Source organism: Ignavibacteriota bacterium (assembly GCA_016716225.1).
Lineage (GTDB): Bacteria > Bacteroidota > Ignavibacteria > Ignavibacteriales > Melioribacteraceae.
In genome coordinates this window covers 3173773-3190797 of sequence record JADJWT010000001.1, presented here as the reverse complement: position 1 = coordinate 3190797, position 17025 = coordinate 3173773, and the positions used below count along the sequence as shown (strand labels likewise).

Genomic DNA, 17025 nt, shown 5'->3' with positions numbered 1-17025 from the left:
TTTATTCAATTACAGCCGGTTCAAGTTTAGGAACCAACACGTGCATAATCAATAAAGCAATGAGATAAATAACCGCAGCAATGGCAAACATAATTTCATAGCTTCCGGTATTTTGTTTTAACCATCCAGCACCTAAATTCATAATGAAACCTCCCATTGCACCAGCGAAGCCTCCAATTCCAACAACCGAACCAACTGCTTTTCTCGGGAACATATCTGAAGTAGTTGTAAAAATATTAGCTGAAAATCCTTGATGCGCGGCGGCTGCAACACCAATTAGAATTACAGCAATCCATTTATCTTCAACATATGGTGAAGCTGCAACAGGTAAAATTAATAATGCACAAATTAACATTGCAATTTTTCGAGCGGCATTCACAGTCCAATTTTTCTTAAGTAAAAATGAACTGAGCCATCCTCCGCCGACAGATCCAAAATCTGCAAGAACATAAACAACAATCATAGGTAACCCGATAGAGCTTAAGTTTACGCCAAATCTATCATTCATAAATAATGGAAACCAGAATAAATAAAACCACCAAATAGCATCGGTAAGAAATTTTCCAGATGCGAAAGCCCAAGTCTGTTTAAATTGCAATAATCTAGACCAAGATATTTTTATTGCCGGATCAGGCGGATCGCTTTCAATATGCGCTAATTCTGCTTCTGAAACTTTTGGATGTTCTGATGGTTTTTTATAAACTGGCCACCAAAATACAATCCAAATTAATCCAGATAATCCTGTAACAATAAAAGCTGATTGCCATCCCCAATTTAATGCAAGCCACGGAACAACCAATGGAGCAATTACGGCTCCAACATTAGTACCAGCATTAAATATTCCCGTTGCTAATGCTCTCTCTTTTTTGGGAAACCATTCTGCTACGGTTTTTATTGCAGCGGGAAAGTTTCCTGATTCACCAATGCCCAAAGCAAAGCGTGCAATACCAAAACCGAAAGTTGATTTGACTAATGCATGTGCTGCGGCAGCTAATGACCAAATAGTTAAATATAAAGTATAACCTAATTTTGATCCAACCTTATCAATAAACCAGCCGGCAAAAAGAAAACCAATTGCATAGGCTAATGTAAATGCAGCGCTAATATAACCATATTCTTGGTCGCTCCATCCTATTTCATCTCTAAGAGTTGGGGCAAGAACACCCAAAACTGCTCTATCAACATAATTAATTGTAGTAGCAAAAAATATTAATGCAACTATAAGCCACCTGTAATTACCAATTTTCTTTTTTTGATCATCGTCAGTTTTCGTCAATTCTGTTTTTGTTTCAAGCATTGTTCTTCCCTTTTTAAGTGAGAAAATAATTTATTTTAACTCTTTCATATCTATCCAATCCATATCATCAAATACTTGATTTTCACCGCCCATTGCCCAGATAAATGAATAGTTTTGTGTTCCGCAGCCGGAATGCATTGACCAGCTTGTAGAAAGTACAGCTTGCTCATTACGAATAATTACATGCCTTGTTTCTGAAGGCTCCCCAAGTAAATGAACAACAATAGATTCCGGACGTAAATTAAAATACATATATACTTCTGAGCGTCTCTGATGTGTATGCGCCGGCATTGTATTCCAAACACTTCCTTCATCTAAAATTGTTAATCCCATTACAAGCTGGCAACTTTCAACTTTGCCAGGTAAAATGTATTTGTGAATTGTTCTTTTATTAGAATCTGCCACACTTCCCAAATTTACAGAAACTGCATCATCTATTTTTATTTGTTTAGTTGGATAAGAAGTATGTGCAGGATAGCTTACAAAATAAAACTTAGCTGGATTTTTTGAATTAGTGCTTTTGAAAGAAATATCCTTTGCCCCTTTACCAATATATAGAGCATCAATGTTGTTCATTGCATAATTTACTTTATCAACAGTAATTGTTCCTTTTCCACCAATATTGATTATGCCAATTTCTCTTCTTTCTGTAAAATAATCGGCAGCCATTTCTTTTTTTGTTGCAACCAATTTTAACATTTTACCAACCGGAACTGCGGAACCGGTAATTGATCTATCAACATCGGAATACACCAACGGAATTTGATTTTTCACAAATAACGAATCTATCAAAAAACTTTCTCTTAATTCATCAGTTGATAGATAACTAAAGCCGATTTTATCAGGTGAATTTCGAACTTCCATTTTTTCTCCATTTTTATTTTACAATATTCTATTTTTCAATTATACAGTATAAGTCGATGATGCAGTATCGCCACCACGTCCGGTCCAGTTTGTATGGAAAAACTCTCCCCTTGGTTTATCAATTCTTTCATATGTGTGTGCACCAAAATAATCACGTTGAGCTTGTAGTAAATTTGCAGGTAATCGTTCATTTCTAAATCCATCAAAATAATTTAGCGCAGTACTCATAGCCGGAACCCAAATACCATTAAGTATAGAAGTTGATATAACTTTCCTCCAACTTTCTTGGGCTTCTTCGATTTTTGATTTAAAGAACGGATCGAGCAATAAATTAGATAAATTTGGATTACGATCAAATGCTTCTTTAATTTTGCCTAAAAATACCGAACGAATTATACATCCGCCTCTCCACATCAGCGCAATTCCCCCGTTATTTAAATTCCATCCATATTCTTCGGCGGCGGCTTTCATTAAAACAAATCCTTGTGCATAAGAAACAAGTTTACTTGCGTATAAAGCTCTTTCAAGATCTTTTATAAATTCTTTTTTATCGCCACCAAATTTTGGATCTGGTCCGCTTAAAATTTTTGATGCTTCAACTCTTTCCTTTTTTTGTGCTGATAAACATCTTGCAAATACGGCTTCGCCAATAAGTGTAAGTGGAACGCCCAAATCTAATGCAGCTGTTCCGGTCCATTTTCCGGTTCCTTTTTGTCCGGCTGTATCAAGAATTTTATCGACAAGAGGTAAATTATCTTCATCTTTATAAGCAAGAATATCCCGAGTAATTTCAATTAAATAACTATCTAACTCTCCTTCATTCCACTTTTTAAAAACTTCATGCATTTCATCAGCTGACATTCCTAATAATTCTTTCATAATTTGATATGCTTCAGTAATTAATTGCATATCACCATATTCAATACCGTTGTGAACCATTTTAACAAAATGTCCGGCACCATTTTCGCCAACCCAATCACAGCAAGGACTTCCATCACTTACCTTTGCAGAAATAGATTGGAAAATTTGTTTTACATGTTCCCAAGCTTTATGCGAACCTCCCGGCATTATTGAAGGTCCCTTAAGTGCACCTTCCTCTCCACCGGAAACTCCCGTACCAATATATAATAATCCTTTGCTTTCAACATATTTTGTTCTACGAGTTGTATCTGGAAAATGAGAATTCCCTCCGTCAATAATTATATCGCCATTTTCCAAATAAGGGATTACTTGATCAATAAAATCATCAACTGGTTTACCAGCTTTAACCATAATCATTACTTTACGTGGAGTTTTAAGAGATGCAACAAATTCTTCAACAGAATGTGCTCCAATAATATTTTTCCCTTTTGCTCTTCCATTGATAAAATTATCAACTTTTTCAACTGTTCGGTTATAAGCTGCAACAGTAAACCCTTTGCTCTCCATATTAAGTATAAGATTTTCACCCATTACTGCTAAACCAACAATTCCAATATCAGCTTTTTTTTCCATTGTCTTTCTATCCATATATTTTTTTGAAAATATTTTATTTGATGTTAAATCCTAGTTTAGAAAGTTTACATATCACATCATTATTACAGTTTTCAATATTTAAAATATAATTATTGAATTCTCTTCTGACTGGATAGTCCCCTCTCTGCTTTTCAAATGTATGAGTTGAGTTTCTCAAACGATAATCATCTTCAACAATTGAATAAGTTTGTTCAACAATTTCAAATAATAATTCTTGATCTTGTTTATTTGAACAGTTTATATTTATTTCATTGCCATTTTGGGGTAAAGGAATATTTTTAGGATACCATTTTTTTTCTAAACCCAAATTGAAATATTCATTTATTTTATTTACGCAAACAGATGTTCCATTTGCTTTACCATCAGCTGAATAACCCGCAATATGTGGAGTTGCAATATCAATTAGATCTAATAATTCCAAATCAATATTTGGTTCATTTTCCCAAACATCTAAAATTACATTACTAATTTTTTTATTTTTTATTGCAGATTTTAAAGCATTGGTTTCAACAACTTCGCCCCGAGAAGAATTTATGATTATTGGTTTTTTCTTTAGTTGATTGAAAAAATTATCATCTGCTAAATGATATGTTTTATCAATCCCAACTTTATTTAACGGCACATGAAAAGTAATAATATCTGCTTCAGCAATTATTTTTTTTAGTGAGGAAAATTTTTCGCTTCCTTCTTTTCTTTCTCGTGGTGGATCATTTAACAATATTTTCATTCCCAAAATTTCTGCAACTTTTTGAATTTTACTTCCAACATTACCAACACCAATAATTCCAATTGTATTTTCTTCTAAATTTATACTTTCTTTTTTCGCAATGGTTAATAATGCAGAAGTAATATATTGCATAACAGACGATGAATTGCATCCGGGTGCGTTTACCCATTTTATATTAATTTCATCACAATATTTTGTATCGATATGATCATAACCGATTGTAGCAGTTGTAATTAATTTTATTGTTGATCCATCAAGAAAATCTTTGTTACACTTTGTTCTTGTACGAGTAATTAATGCATCTGCATTTTTTATAATTCTATTTGTAATTTCTTTACCAGGATAATATTCAATATCAGCAAAGGGTTCAAGCACTCCTTCTAGAAATGGAATTTTATCATCTGCAATAATTTTTATTTTTTTTACCATAATTTTTTTTATAAACGAGATTCCTCATCTGTTAGCCAACGGATTCGAAATGACAACTCCTCTTTTCATATCGAATCAGCGATTTTGCAATTGAGATATCTTTATTTTTAATCAATAAATTTATTTTTCCATGCCCACAAACCTAAAGCGGGGTTTGAGATGAAAAAGATTTCTTCTCCATTTGGCATAGTGTTAAAACCATCTTTTAGGTTTTCTGGATTATAAATATTTAACATTTCATTAAGATCAGCATAATTAAAATTTACGCTTTCAATTTCTTTTTGAGAAATATTTCCGGGACAGTAAGTAATTTTAAATCTTCCTTCTGAAGAACCGTGAATTAAATGTGCAGCTGCACTTAGATTATTTTTTAGGTCATCATTTTTTTTTACTAACTCCAAAACTTCGGGAGTTGTTACATATCCATATTTTCTAATTAATTTATCTATCCCGGGATCTTCACCAAATTCTCTTAAACCCGGAGCAAGTACAATTAATTCACCATCATCTTTAATAGCCATGCGGGTTCTGTAAATACTTTTATTACCAAGCCAAGTTGATTTAAATTCTGATGGATCTAAAAAAACTATGACTTTTTTTAATGGATTATCCAGCATTTGAAAATTTACTTTTAAAGATAATTCTGCAGCAAGTTTAAAACATTCAAAATCATCTCCAATATATAATCCTCTTACAACTAATTTACCATTTTCATCTTTACCAATAACCGTCTGCACATAAATAATTGGTAGTTGATTAGCAAAATTATCTGATGCATAATTTAAAACTTTTCTCACCGGTGTATCAGCTCTGCCCATCATTCGTTCCATTCCATATGCAGCACCAAGGAAATGACTTTTATTAATACCTTCAGCTCCGCCGGTTCCGACAAATATATTTTTATTATAATTTGCCATACCCACAACTTCATGTGGAACTACTTGTCCGATTGAAAGAATTAAATCGAAATTTCCTTCAACTAAAAGTTTGTTTACTTGAGCTGGCCAATCATAATCAACTTTTCCTTCAGAAACATTTTTTATATATTCCGATGGAACTTTTCCCAATGTAACTAAATCATTTCTCCAATTATGAACTCGAAATAAATTATGATGAATTCCCGGAAACATTTTATCAATTTCTTTTTCCGTCATTGCAAAATGAGTTCCAAGCGCAGGAAGAATATCAGTTAAATTTTTCTTATAATATTCATATGAAATGGTTGTAAGTTCACCGGCACGTGAATGATAACGAGTAAAATCGGGAGGTATAGCAAGAACTTTATTTTTATTTCCTAATTTTTCAAAAGAAGTAAAAAGCGCTTCCCTCAATATTTGTGAATCAAGAACATCATTTTCTGATCCGCGAGCAAACAATAACATTTATACTTACCTTTCCATCATTTTATGTTTAAATACTATCTTTTAACTCTAGCATTTCCTTCCCAAACACTCCAAACCATTTCCTCATCTGCCGGTTGGGCATAATCGGTCAAAAATGTTGTTGCCAAAGCACCGGAAGCCCAGCCGAATTGAATCCATTTTTCCGGTTCCCAATTTTTCAGAATTCCATAAATCAATCCACCGACAAATCCATCTCCGCCGCCAATTCTATCTAACACACTTATTTCTCTTGGGTTTACAATATGCCAATTTTCACCCTCAAGCATAATTGCTCCCCACAAATGTTTATTGGCATTTTCAACTTCACGAAGAGTTGTTGCATAAACTGAAGTATTTGGATATTTAGCTTTCACTTTATTTATCATTTCTTTAAAGCTTTCGATTTTTTTTTCCAAACCTTTTCCACCAGCTTCCGGTCCTTCAATATTTAAACAAAGTTGAAAATCTTCTTCATTACCAACTAGAATATCTGACACTGAAGCAATTTCAGAAAATGCTGATGATAATTCTTTTTCTCTTCCTTTCCAAAACGATGCGCGATAATTTAGATCAAATGATATTTTAGTTCCATACTTTTTTGCTGCTCTTGCTAACTCCAAACAAAAATTACTTGTCTCCGGAGAAAGCGCTGCAATCAATCCGGATAAATGTAAAATTTGAACTCCATCTTTATTAAATATCTTTTCAAGATCAAAATCTTTTGCGTTTAAAGTTCGACCAACTTCTCCAGCTCTATCATTGTGAACTCTAGGTCCGCGCGAGCCAATTCCGCTATCTGCAATATTAAATTGATGACGATATCCCCAAGGACCGTCTTGTGAAATTTCTTTGCCTTCAAAATCCATATTTCTAGATTTTATATTTGATTTAATAATTTTTGCAATTGGGCTATCTTTTACAAAAGTTGTTAAGACTTTTACCGGCATTCCTAAATATGAAGCAATACTTGCAACGTTTGTTTCTGCACTGGTAACATATAAAGTAAACTGTTCGCTGCTATGAACCGGCTGACCATTCGCCGGTGTAATTCTAACACCCATACTTGTGGGCACAACCAAAGAATATTTGTAATTATTTTTTAATTCTATACTCATTTATTTTCCATTTTATTTTTAAACACCACTATAAATATTAAATCCGCCATCAATCGGTAAAACAATTCCCGTAATAAAACTGGAAATATCTGAAAGCAAAAATAAAGTTCCGCCGATTAAATCTTCCGGTTCACCATATTTTCCCATAGGTGTATTATCAATAATTTTTTTACCTCTTTGTGTAAGTTCATTTGTCTTTTCATCAATAAGTAAAAATCTATTTTGATTTGTAAGAAAAAATCCCGGTGCAACTGCATTAACTCTAACATTCATTTTTGCAAAATGAACAGCAAGCCATTCCGTAAAATTATTTATAGATGATTTAGCTGCAGAATACGCTGGTATTTTTGTTAATGGCCTAAAAGAATTCATTGAAGAAATATTTAGAATAACTCCGGATTTTTTTTCTACCATTTCTTTTGCAAAAACCATAGTTGGCAAAAGTGTACCAAGAAAATTTAAATTGTATACTTTTTGAAATCCTTCAAGTTCTAACCCAAAAAAAGTATCATTCAAAGAATTAATATTTTCATCAGTTATAAATTCATCTTTTGTTGTTGCATTTGGAGAATTTCCGCCGGCTCCATTAATCAGAATATCAATCTTTCCAAATTTTTTTAATACAATTTTCTTAGCATTTTCTAAAGATGATTTATCTAATACATTTGCTTCAACTCCAATAGAATCAGTATGATAAATATTGTTAATTTCATTTGCAACATTATCTGCTAATTCTTTTTTAATATCAAGAATTGCAAGTTTAACACCAACGCTTGCTAAACCTTTTGCAAGAACTGCTCCAATTATTCCACCGCCGCCGGTTAATACACAAACTTTTTCGTTTAAATCTTCGAATGAATATTTTTGCATAATTTTCCCTAATTAATTCCCAGATTTTCACAAAGTTTTATAGCATTATTTGTGAGAGTTAAAAAATCATTATTTTCAATTGCTTTATTATCAACCAGCGCTGAGCCAATACCAACAGCACTTGCACCGTGGTTTATCCAATCGATGGCGTTTGTCAATGTTACACCTCCAGTTGGAATTACTTTTAAATGTGGCAACGGAGCTTTTATTGATTTAATAAAACTCATTCCCAAATTATCTGCTGGAAATATTTTTACAAAATCCGCACCTTGTTCATATGCAGTTTGTATTTCTGTTGGTGAAAAGCATCCTGGAATTACTACTAAATTTTTATCAATTACAGTTTGGACAACATCCGGTTTATAAATAGGTGAAACAACAAATTTTGCACCGGCATTTATTGCATCAATTGCGGTTTGAGAATTTGTAACTGATCCAACTCCTAATAATATTTCATCACCAAATTCTTTGTTCGCAATTTCAATTGATTGAATTGCATTTGGGATAGTCATCGTTAATTCAATTCCAGAAACTCCGCCAATTTTAATCGCTTCTATAACTTTTAATAATTGCGAAGAATTTTTCATTCTTATAACCGCAACAACTTTTCTCGCAATAATTTTATTTCTAATTTCTTCTCGCGTCATATTATTTAAATGGATTTAAATGATTTCTAAAATGGTTAATTAAATATTTATAATGAACTTCTTCATTCTCCTTTAGGCATTTTAAAATAGTATCTTTAAATAATGAATCTCCGTTTTCATCCAATGTGGTAAGCGTTTTGCCAAATGTTACATGAAGAACTTGTCTTGCATCATTTTGACAAAACAATTCGAGCAGTTGCTCATTTGTATAATTTTCTGATGAATGAATATTTTCTAAAATAGCGGAAACATGATACGAATGTTTTTCTTTTTCAAATTCAATTCTGGCAAAATCTAATATTTTTCTAAATTCGTTTGGTTGAGCAAAAGCCACAACTTTTAAAGCTTCCAGATAACTTGTACCGGCAGTTTTAACATGTGTAAATCCTCGCTTGAGCTGACCAATTGCTTTATACACAGTAAATTTATCACTTCCGGAATGTAAACTTATTTTATATGACCCAAAATATTCTGCAATTTTCACATGCTTTAAATATTCTTGTTTGAAAATTTCAATATCACCTTTATAATCAATTCCCTTTTCAAAATCTCCAATAAATCTTGGAGCGAGACTAATTATTTTTACTCCCAATCTGTTTAACTCAGAAACCATAAAGAAATGCTCAAATGGAGTAGTTACAGATTCGGTTTCATCCACTGATATTTCAACCTCATATGGAAGATGAGAATATTTTTTGCTCAAATGATCAAATAAATATTTGATGTGAGCAATTGCATTTCCATATTTTACAATAGCTCGAAGAACATTTTCATAAGTGGGATGAATAATCAATCCTTCCTTCAAATCGAATTCAATGTGAGAATAACGATTTATTAAATTTGAAAAAGTATCTTCTAATTTTTCCCAATTTAAATCATTTGATTTTTTCTCAAGCTCATCAATTGAAATAGAATCTGCTTCATTTATAACAAATTCACCGGGATCAAATGTAAACATTGTAAATCCGGCATTGATCATCAAGTCAATATCTTCAATAGTTTTTAAATGATCTGCATCTGCACCAAATCCGTTTTTATAACCTTCTTGAAAAACTGCCCAGATTGCCGCATCCATAACTTCATCTGGAGTTCTTTGAGTTCTTGTTAATTCACGAATTGATTGCTGAGCAATAATTGGTTTAAAATCACTTCCTTCTAAAGCTCGAATGTGAGCCGGATTTGCTAAGCCAATTCTATCGCCAAGTCCAAATGAATTTGATAGACCCAATAAAATTGGTTTTGTAAAAGGAAATATTTTTTGAAGCTGAATTGCATTATTATGATTTAACGGACATTGTTTTAGTAAAATATTTATATCAGACAAATCGTAATTATTACCTTCAAAATTCTCCATAAATTCTGAATTATTTTTGCAACCTAAAAAAAGATATTTCTCGTTATTTTTCTTTCCAATAAAAAACGTTACTTCTCCTAAATGATTTATAGATTTGGGATAGATAAATATTTCTTCGCCAATTAAATTTTCTAACTTCAATAAATCATTATTACCATTTTTTGCAGCTTCTTTTAACTCAATAATTTTATCCAATATCATTTTCATACCTTTATAATTTATATGCTTTTTTAACCAAATTATAAGTTAATTCTTTAATTAATATTTGTGCATCACCAATGCTGATAATATGTTTGGCAACCAATCCGGCTAAGAAATTTGAATCAACTCTACGAGCAACATCATGTCGTGCTGGAATAGAAACAAACGCACGAGTATCATCATTAAATCCTACCGTATTATAAAAACCGGCTGTTTCCGTAATATTTTGGCGGTAACGAGTCATGCCTTCAATACTATCATGAAACCACCATGCTGGGCCTAATTTCATTGCGGGATAATGTCCGGCAAGCGGCGCTAATTCTCTTGCATAATTTGTTTCATCAAGCGTAAAAACAATTACCGTAAAATTTTGATTATTACCGTAAGTGTTCAACAATTCTTGTAAATTATTTGTGTACTCTGTCTGCTTCGGAATATCGCAGCCTTTATCAGCGCCATATTTATCAAAAATTAATTTATTATGATTTCGATTTGAACCCGCATGAATCTGCATTGTTAAACCATCTTCACAACTCATACGTGCCATTTCCATCAACATATTTGCAGTAAATAAATTAGCGTCTTTTTCGTTCACATTATTTTGTAATGCACGCGAAAATATTTCATCGGCTTCATTTTGGCTTAACTTATGTGTATTTGGTGAAACAACTCCATGATCAGTAGATGTAGCATCATTTTTCTTGAAATATTCTCTTCTCATTTCAAGAGCAGAAATGAAATTTTTATAATTATTTATTTCGAGTGATGTTAATTTTTCAAGTTCAGCAATTTCATTTTTCCAATTTGGATTTAAAAGATTTGTAAGTCCATCCGGTCTAAAACACGGAACAATTTTTCCTTCCCAACCGGATTCTTTAATTTTCTTATGATTTTCCAATTGATCAGTTGCAGCATCAGTAGTAGATAAAACTTCTATTTTAAACTGCTTAAATAAATTTCTTGGTAAAAATTCCGGAGTTTGTAATTTTTCATTAATATCATCATAAATTTTCTGAGCATTTCTTCCGTTTAATTTTTCTTTGATTCCAAACACTTTGTTAAATTCATAATCTAACCAAACGCCGGAGGGCGTTCCCGCAAATAAAAAATAATTTTCAGCAAAAATCTGCCATACTTTTCTTGGATCCTTTCCTAATCTGCTTCCATCTTTTTGAGGAATATCCAATTCTTCTAAAGAAATTCCTTGCGAATATAACATTCTAAAAACATAATGATCTGGAGTTATAAATAATTCGGTTGGATTTGGAAAAGGTTTATTTTCAACAAATATTTTTGGTTCAACATGTCCGTGCGGACTTACAATTGGTAAATCTTTTACTTCAAAATATAATTCACGAGCAATATTTCTAATTGCCGGATTCGCATCAAAAAATCTGTCTTCATTCAAAATAAATTCACTCATTTAAATTCTCTATTTTATTTCAACTTTTAATGGATTATTCAATTTTGTTAATTCATCATTTATATATTTTTCGAATTCTATTTTATTTTTAATTCCGTTCTTCTCAAGCTCCCATGCGGCTGCAATGGCATATTCAACTTTTTTATTGTTGGGTTTTAACGAAACGAAATAATTTAATTCATCTTCACCTTGATTTATTAAATCAGAATTTTTATAAAATAGAACAATCCCAACATTATCATTATTTAAAGTTTGATTTCCATAGAGTGCAAAATAATTCCAATCGCCATTTTGATTTGATTTAATAAACTCAGCATTAGCATGTTTTGCTAAACCAGTTGTAATATTTTCTGCATTTTCATAAACTAGCAAATTCGATTTTGTAATTCTGCTTCCGGCAGAAATAGAATATTTTGAAACAACATCAAATTTATTTTCACCAACAAGCCAGCCTTTATAATTTGTTTTCACTTCGGAAAGTATTGGTCCGTTATGAGTTATTTCGCAAATTACATCATCGGTTTTGTGTAACATTTCAATTTTATTATTATTCATCATTCCAATTGAACCAATTCCCAAACTATTGCCGACTTTAAAAATATCCATTCCCCATTCTTGCATATTATGATATGAATCATCGTTTGCAATTACATCATTAATTCCGACTTTGTGCAAAATTAATTCATTATTTTTTTTCCCGAAAATATCAGTCGCATTTCTCCAATCGAGATAAAATCTATAGCCAACTTTTTCCGATTCCCAACCTGGACCTTCATATTTAAATAGAGCATCGTGGTCTGTATGTATTTTTGGAACTACAACTTTTGTAAAATTTTGAAAACGATCTCCGTTAAATTTTTTATCCTTGTAAATTGCATCAAACTTCATTGCTAATTCAGCATAAGTTCTATTTTTATAATCTCTTCTTAATTTTCCATTTTCTAAATATTTCACTGAAAATGTTTTTGATTCATTCGGTTTGAAATTGTATACAAAAATTAAGTTGCATGCAAAATCATCGTTATTAAGCTGAGAAGGAATTTCATTCTCGTTTTGATAAATTATAAATGCTTCTTTGTTGAAATTACTTCTAACCGTTTTCAGATCATCGATATAGATCGAAACCAATTCATCATTTCGCTCAATATTTGTGGGATTAGTAACATCAATGTTTATTTCTTCATAAAGATTAAATTCTGTATTTTGGGCAGAAATATTTATTGATAAAATAATTAACAAAATAATTTTGGCAATATTTTTGATCATTTCTTCACCATTTTAATTTTTATATATATCATTATTTATAAAAACATTTTCCATTGAAATATTTTTCACATTATTAAGAATACTTTTTTCTGATACGCCGTTTAAGTTGGAATTTTTAATATAAATATTTTCAATTTGCGATTGTTCCAAACCATCAAAATAAAACGCGTATTTACTTTTTTTACTATTTATATTTTCTATAAAAATATTTTTTACAATGGGAAAGTGAATATCACCACTTTCAGTTTTTTCATCATATTTTAAATTTAATTTTACAACAGCTTCGAAAACTTCACCGATTGTGCAATCTTTCATAAAAATGTTCTCTATAATTCCACCGCGAAATTTATTGGTCTTGAGACGAAGTGCCCGTTCTAAATTAGGACTATCCATTTTGCAATTTTCTACAAAAATATTTTTACACCCACCGGAAATTTCACTGCCGATTACAATTCCTCCGTGTCCGTCTTTCATTTTACAATTTCTAATAACAATATTTTCCGATGGAATATTGATTCTTCTTCCGTCATTATTTCTTCCAGATTTAATGGCAATGCAATCATCACCAGTATCAAAATCGCAATTTTCGATTAAAACATTTTTACATGATTCAGGATCAAGCCCGTCATTATTAGGTCCTTTGCCTTTAACAGTAATTCCTCTAACTGTAATATTTTCTGAAAGAACCGGATTCAAAAACCACATTGGTGAATCAAGAAAAGTTACATTTTCAATCAATATATCTTTACAATTTATTGTTTGAAGAAAATTTGGTCGCAAATATTTTCCTTCACCAAAAATTCTTTGTTCAAGATTTATATTTTTATTATTCATTTTAAGCAATAATGGTCGGTTTAAACTATCAAGCTGAGACGGCATTCCATCTTTAAATCCATATTCTTTTTTACCTTTCCACCACCACCAATTTTTATTGTTGGAATTTCCATTTAAAATTCCTTCACCGGTAATTGCAATATTTTTTTGATCCTTTGCATAAATAAGTGCCGAGTAATTATATAACTCAACTCCTTCCCAACGTGACAAAACAAGTGGAAGATAATCTCTTGAGTTTGTACTAAAAATAATCTCTGAATCTTTTTCAAGATGAAGATTTACATCACTTTTTATAAATATTGATCCGGCGCAAAAATATTTTCCCTCTGGAATTATAACTTTTCCGCCTCCATTTTCATTGCATTTATCAATCGCATTCTGTATAGCTAATTTGCTATCAAATAATAAATCTGATTTTGCACCGAATTCTATTACATTATAATTTTTTTTCGGAAATTTTGGAATTTCAATTTGCGAAATTATTTCGTTAGCATAATTCCAATCGATATTTTGTTCAATTGAATTTGTTGAACAACTAAAGCAAATAAAAATTAAAAGCAATACAAAACTTAGATAAATTGTATTTTGTTTTATTTCAATATAATTGTTGGAATTGATCATTTTTTATTAAATGTTTTACAAGTTCCGCGAATAACCAATTCTGTTGGAATTTCAATATTTTGACTAGGTTTTTCTTCGGGATAATTAATTCTATTTAATAAAATTTCCATCGATTTCTCTGCAATTAAATTTGTCGGTTGAGTAATACAACTCAACGGTGGTGAAAGAAACTTTTGAACTTTTGCATCACCAAAACAAATAACATCAATCTCATCCGGAATTCTTACATTAACTTCACTTGCTGCCATATAAATTCCAAGCGCAACTGGATAAGTAACTGAGAAAATTACATCAGGTAAATTATTTTCTTTATATAATCTCATGAATGCATCGTAACCATATTTTTCTCCAAACCCACCATGACAAACCCACTCTTTTTTAATTGGAAGATTATATTTTTTCATTGAATCCTCAAATCCAAGATATCTTTGTCGACCAATATTAATTTCCGAATAACCGGCAAAGTGCCCAATTTTTTTGTATCCTAATTTTATAATATGTTCAACAGCTCTAAATGCACCGCCTCTATCATCAACAAAAACGGTATCAATATTGGGGATTTGCGGAATTCTATCAATGAATACAATTGGTATTCCGCGGGATTTAACAGTTTCAAAAATTTCATAATTTTTTGTTTCTTGTGAAATTGAAATTATAATTCCATCAACCCGCATAGAAAGTAGAGTTTGAATATGTTTTTTTTCTCGTTCTTCGTTTTCTTGAGAAACAGTTAAAATAATTTCATAACCGTTTTTAAATGCAATATCATATATTGATTCAATGATTGATCCAAAAAAGAAATGTGCAATTTTGGGAACAACAATTCCAATTGTATTGGATTTTCTTGATGATAAATTTCTTGCCATGAAATTCGGAGTATATCCCATTTCGGCAGCAGCTTTTGAAATCATTTTCTTTGTCTGAGGAGAAATATCCGGATGATTTCTTAAAGCTTTGGAAACCGTTACGGTAGAAACATTTAATTTCTCCGCTATATCACTTAATCTTATTGATTTACTTGTCATTTTATTTCTGTAATAAATTTCATAAAAATTATTTACTCAAAACTTTTGCTTTCTCTAATTCAATTGCAGAATAAATAAGCGGACCGTAACCTTTAAAATCATTTATTCGTGTTGGTTCACTGATGTAATATGCAAAAGAACCATCGCGATAAGGCTTTCCGCCTAATCCGGCAGCAGCACAAGTATTAAAAAGATTTACAAAACCGTTCTCATCAATTTTAACATGATATTCAATTATTGAATAAAAATTCTCTTTTGCAATAACTAAAAACTTTTTATCCAAATAATTTTTATTTACACCTTTTGCAAAGACATAAGTAAACATTGCTGCACATGAAGCTTCCAAATAATTTCCTTCTCGTTCGGGCATATCAATTATTTGATACCATAAACCGGTTTTGCAATCTCTAAATTTTAACAATGCTTCAGAAACATTTTGCAAAATATTTATTAAATTATTTCTACGACTATCATTTTCATCAATAATATCAAGTGTTTCCACAATTGCCATTAAATACCAGCCGATTGATCTTCCCCAAAAATGTTGAGATTTTCCGGTTACTTTATCTGCCCATTTTTGTTCTTTATTTTCATTCCATGCATGATGAAGTAATTCGGTTTTTTCATCAAAAGTTTTTTCATACATCAAATTAAATTGCTTGAAAATATCATCAAAATTATCTTCTTTAAATTGTTGTGAATAATTTGCATAAAAAGGTTGAGCCATAAAAAGTCCATCAAGCCACATTTGATATGGATAAATTTTTTTATGCCAAAATCCTCCACTTAACGTTCTTGGATGTAATTCAATTTGTTTTCGTAAAGAATCAATTGCAAATTTATATTTTTCTAATTTTTCATTTTCATACAAATACAGCAAAGCCCTTCCGGCATTGATGTGATCTATATTAAACTCTGAAATTTTATAAGTTTTAATTTCACCATTATCATTAACAAATTGATTAATATTTTCTTTAATGAATTTATAATATTGTAAATCGCCGGTAAATTCATACATTTTTTTCATTGCTTCAAGCATAACGCCTTGCTCATAATTCCAATTATTTTTTGTCATGTATTTATCATAAGTTACTGAGCCGGGATGACGCAAAACAAATGATTGTGCAATTCTTTCTGACCAAGATAATTTTGGTGAAATTTGAATTTCAGGATTTAGCGAATTTTCGATTTGAGCGTTTGTAGAAATTGAAATAAACAAAATTATTATAAAAATTAATCTTTTCATAAAAGCCTTATGTCAACTAACATAAATTATTATTATTCAACACAGAAAAAATTTAAGTGAATTAACTTTATCAGTAACTATATCGATTACTTAAACGGTTACTAAATTCATCAAATTTTGATAAAAAGTCAAGAAATTATTGATTTTTTCTAGAACTTATCATTATTAAAATCAATCAATATTTACTTTTTTCTGTAAAAATTTTATTC

14 protein-coding genes are annotated in these 17025 nt (G+C 30.9%); all 14 read right to left on the bottom strand.

Annotated elements, in window-relative coordinates:
- Position 1: 1 nt before the first annotated feature.
- Complete coding sequence (locus IPM32_13790) at positions 2–1297, bottom strand: MFS transporter (GenBank protein MBK8946324.1); 1296 nt, start codon at positions 1295–1297, stop codon at positions 2–4.
- A 30-nt stretch (positions 1298–1327) separates the two neighbouring features.
- Complete coding sequence (gene kduI / locus IPM32_13785; protein ID MBK8946323.1) at positions 1328–2161, bottom strand: 5-dehydro-4-deoxy-D-glucuronate isomerase; 834 nt, start codon at positions 2159–2161, stop codon at positions 1328–1330.
- Positions 2162–2200: 39 nt separating this feature from the next.
- On the bottom strand, positions 2201–3655 hold the full coding sequence (gene gnd / locus IPM32_13780) for a decarboxylating NADP(+)-dependent phosphogluconate dehydrogenase (GenBank protein MBK8946322.1): 1455 nt from the start codon (positions 3653–3655) through the stop codon (positions 2201–2203).
- 34 nt (positions 3656–3689) lie between these two features.
- Positions 3690–4820, bottom strand: coding sequence for a 4-phosphoerythronate dehydrogenase PdxB (gene pdxB / locus IPM32_13775; protein MBK8946321.1), 1131 nt, complete (start codon positions 4818–4820; stop codon positions 3690–3692).
- Positions 4821–4939: 119 nt separating this feature from the next.
- Positions 4940–6214 (bottom strand): DUF2088 domain-containing protein, encoded by a 1275-nt coding sequence (locus IPM32_13770; protein MBK8946320.1) that lies wholly within the window; start codon positions 6212–6214, stop codon positions 4940–4942.
- Positions 6215–6249: 35 nt separating this feature from the next.
- Positions 6250–7329: a sugar kinase gene (locus IPM32_13765; GenBank protein MBK8946319.1), complete on the bottom strand. Its 1080-nt coding sequence runs from the start codon at positions 7327–7329 to the stop codon at positions 6250–6252.
- An 18-nt stretch (positions 7330–7347) separates the two neighbouring features.
- Positions 7348–8199: an SDR family oxidoreductase gene (locus IPM32_13760; GenBank protein ID MBK8946318.1), complete on the bottom strand. Its 852-nt coding sequence runs from the start codon at positions 8197–8199 to the stop codon at positions 7348–7350.
- A gap of 8 nt (positions 8200–8207) precedes the next feature.
- On the bottom strand, positions 8208–8846 hold the full coding sequence (locus tag IPM32_13755) for a bifunctional 4-hydroxy-2-oxoglutarate aldolase/2-dehydro-3-deoxy-phosphogluconate aldolase (protein MBK8946317.1): 639 nt from the start codon (positions 8844–8846) through the stop codon (positions 8208–8210).
- 1 nt (position 8847) lies between these two features.
- On the bottom strand, positions 8848–10401 hold the full coding sequence (locus IPM32_13750; GenBank protein ID MBK8946316.1) for a hypothetical protein: 1554 nt from the start codon (positions 10399–10401) through the stop codon (positions 8848–8850).
- Positions 10402–10411: 10 nt separating this feature from the next.
- The gene (gene uxaC / locus IPM32_13745) at positions 10412–11824 is read right to left on the bottom strand and encodes a glucuronate isomerase (protein ID MBK8946315.1); all 1413 of its coding nucleotides are present in this window, start codon (positions 11822–11824) and stop codon (positions 10412–10414) included.
- 9 nt (positions 11825–11833) lie between these two features.
- Positions 11834–13090 (bottom strand): DUF4861 domain-containing protein, encoded by a 1257-nt coding sequence (locus IPM32_13740; GenBank protein ID MBK8946314.1) that lies wholly within the window; start codon positions 13088–13090, stop codon positions 11834–11836.
- A gap of 12 nt (positions 13091–13102) precedes the next feature.
- Entirely contained in the window at positions 13103–14545 is a 1443-nt protein-coding gene (locus tag IPM32_13735; protein MBK8946313.1) for a glycoside hydrolase family 28 protein, read from the bottom strand.
- On the bottom strand, positions 14542–15570 hold the full coding sequence (locus tag IPM32_13730; GenBank protein ID MBK8946312.1) for a LacI family DNA-binding transcriptional regulator: 1029 nt from the start codon (positions 15568–15570) through the stop codon (positions 14542–14544). Before IPM32_13730 ends, IPM32_13735 begins: the two co-directional genes overlap by 4 nt.
- 28 nt (positions 15571–15598) lie before the next feature.
- A complete protein-coding gene (locus IPM32_13725) occupies positions 15599–16816 on the bottom strand; it encodes a glycoside hydrolase family 88 protein (protein ID MBK8946311.1) in 1218 nt (405 codons plus the stop codon).
- Positions 16817–17025 lie beyond the last annotated feature (209 nt).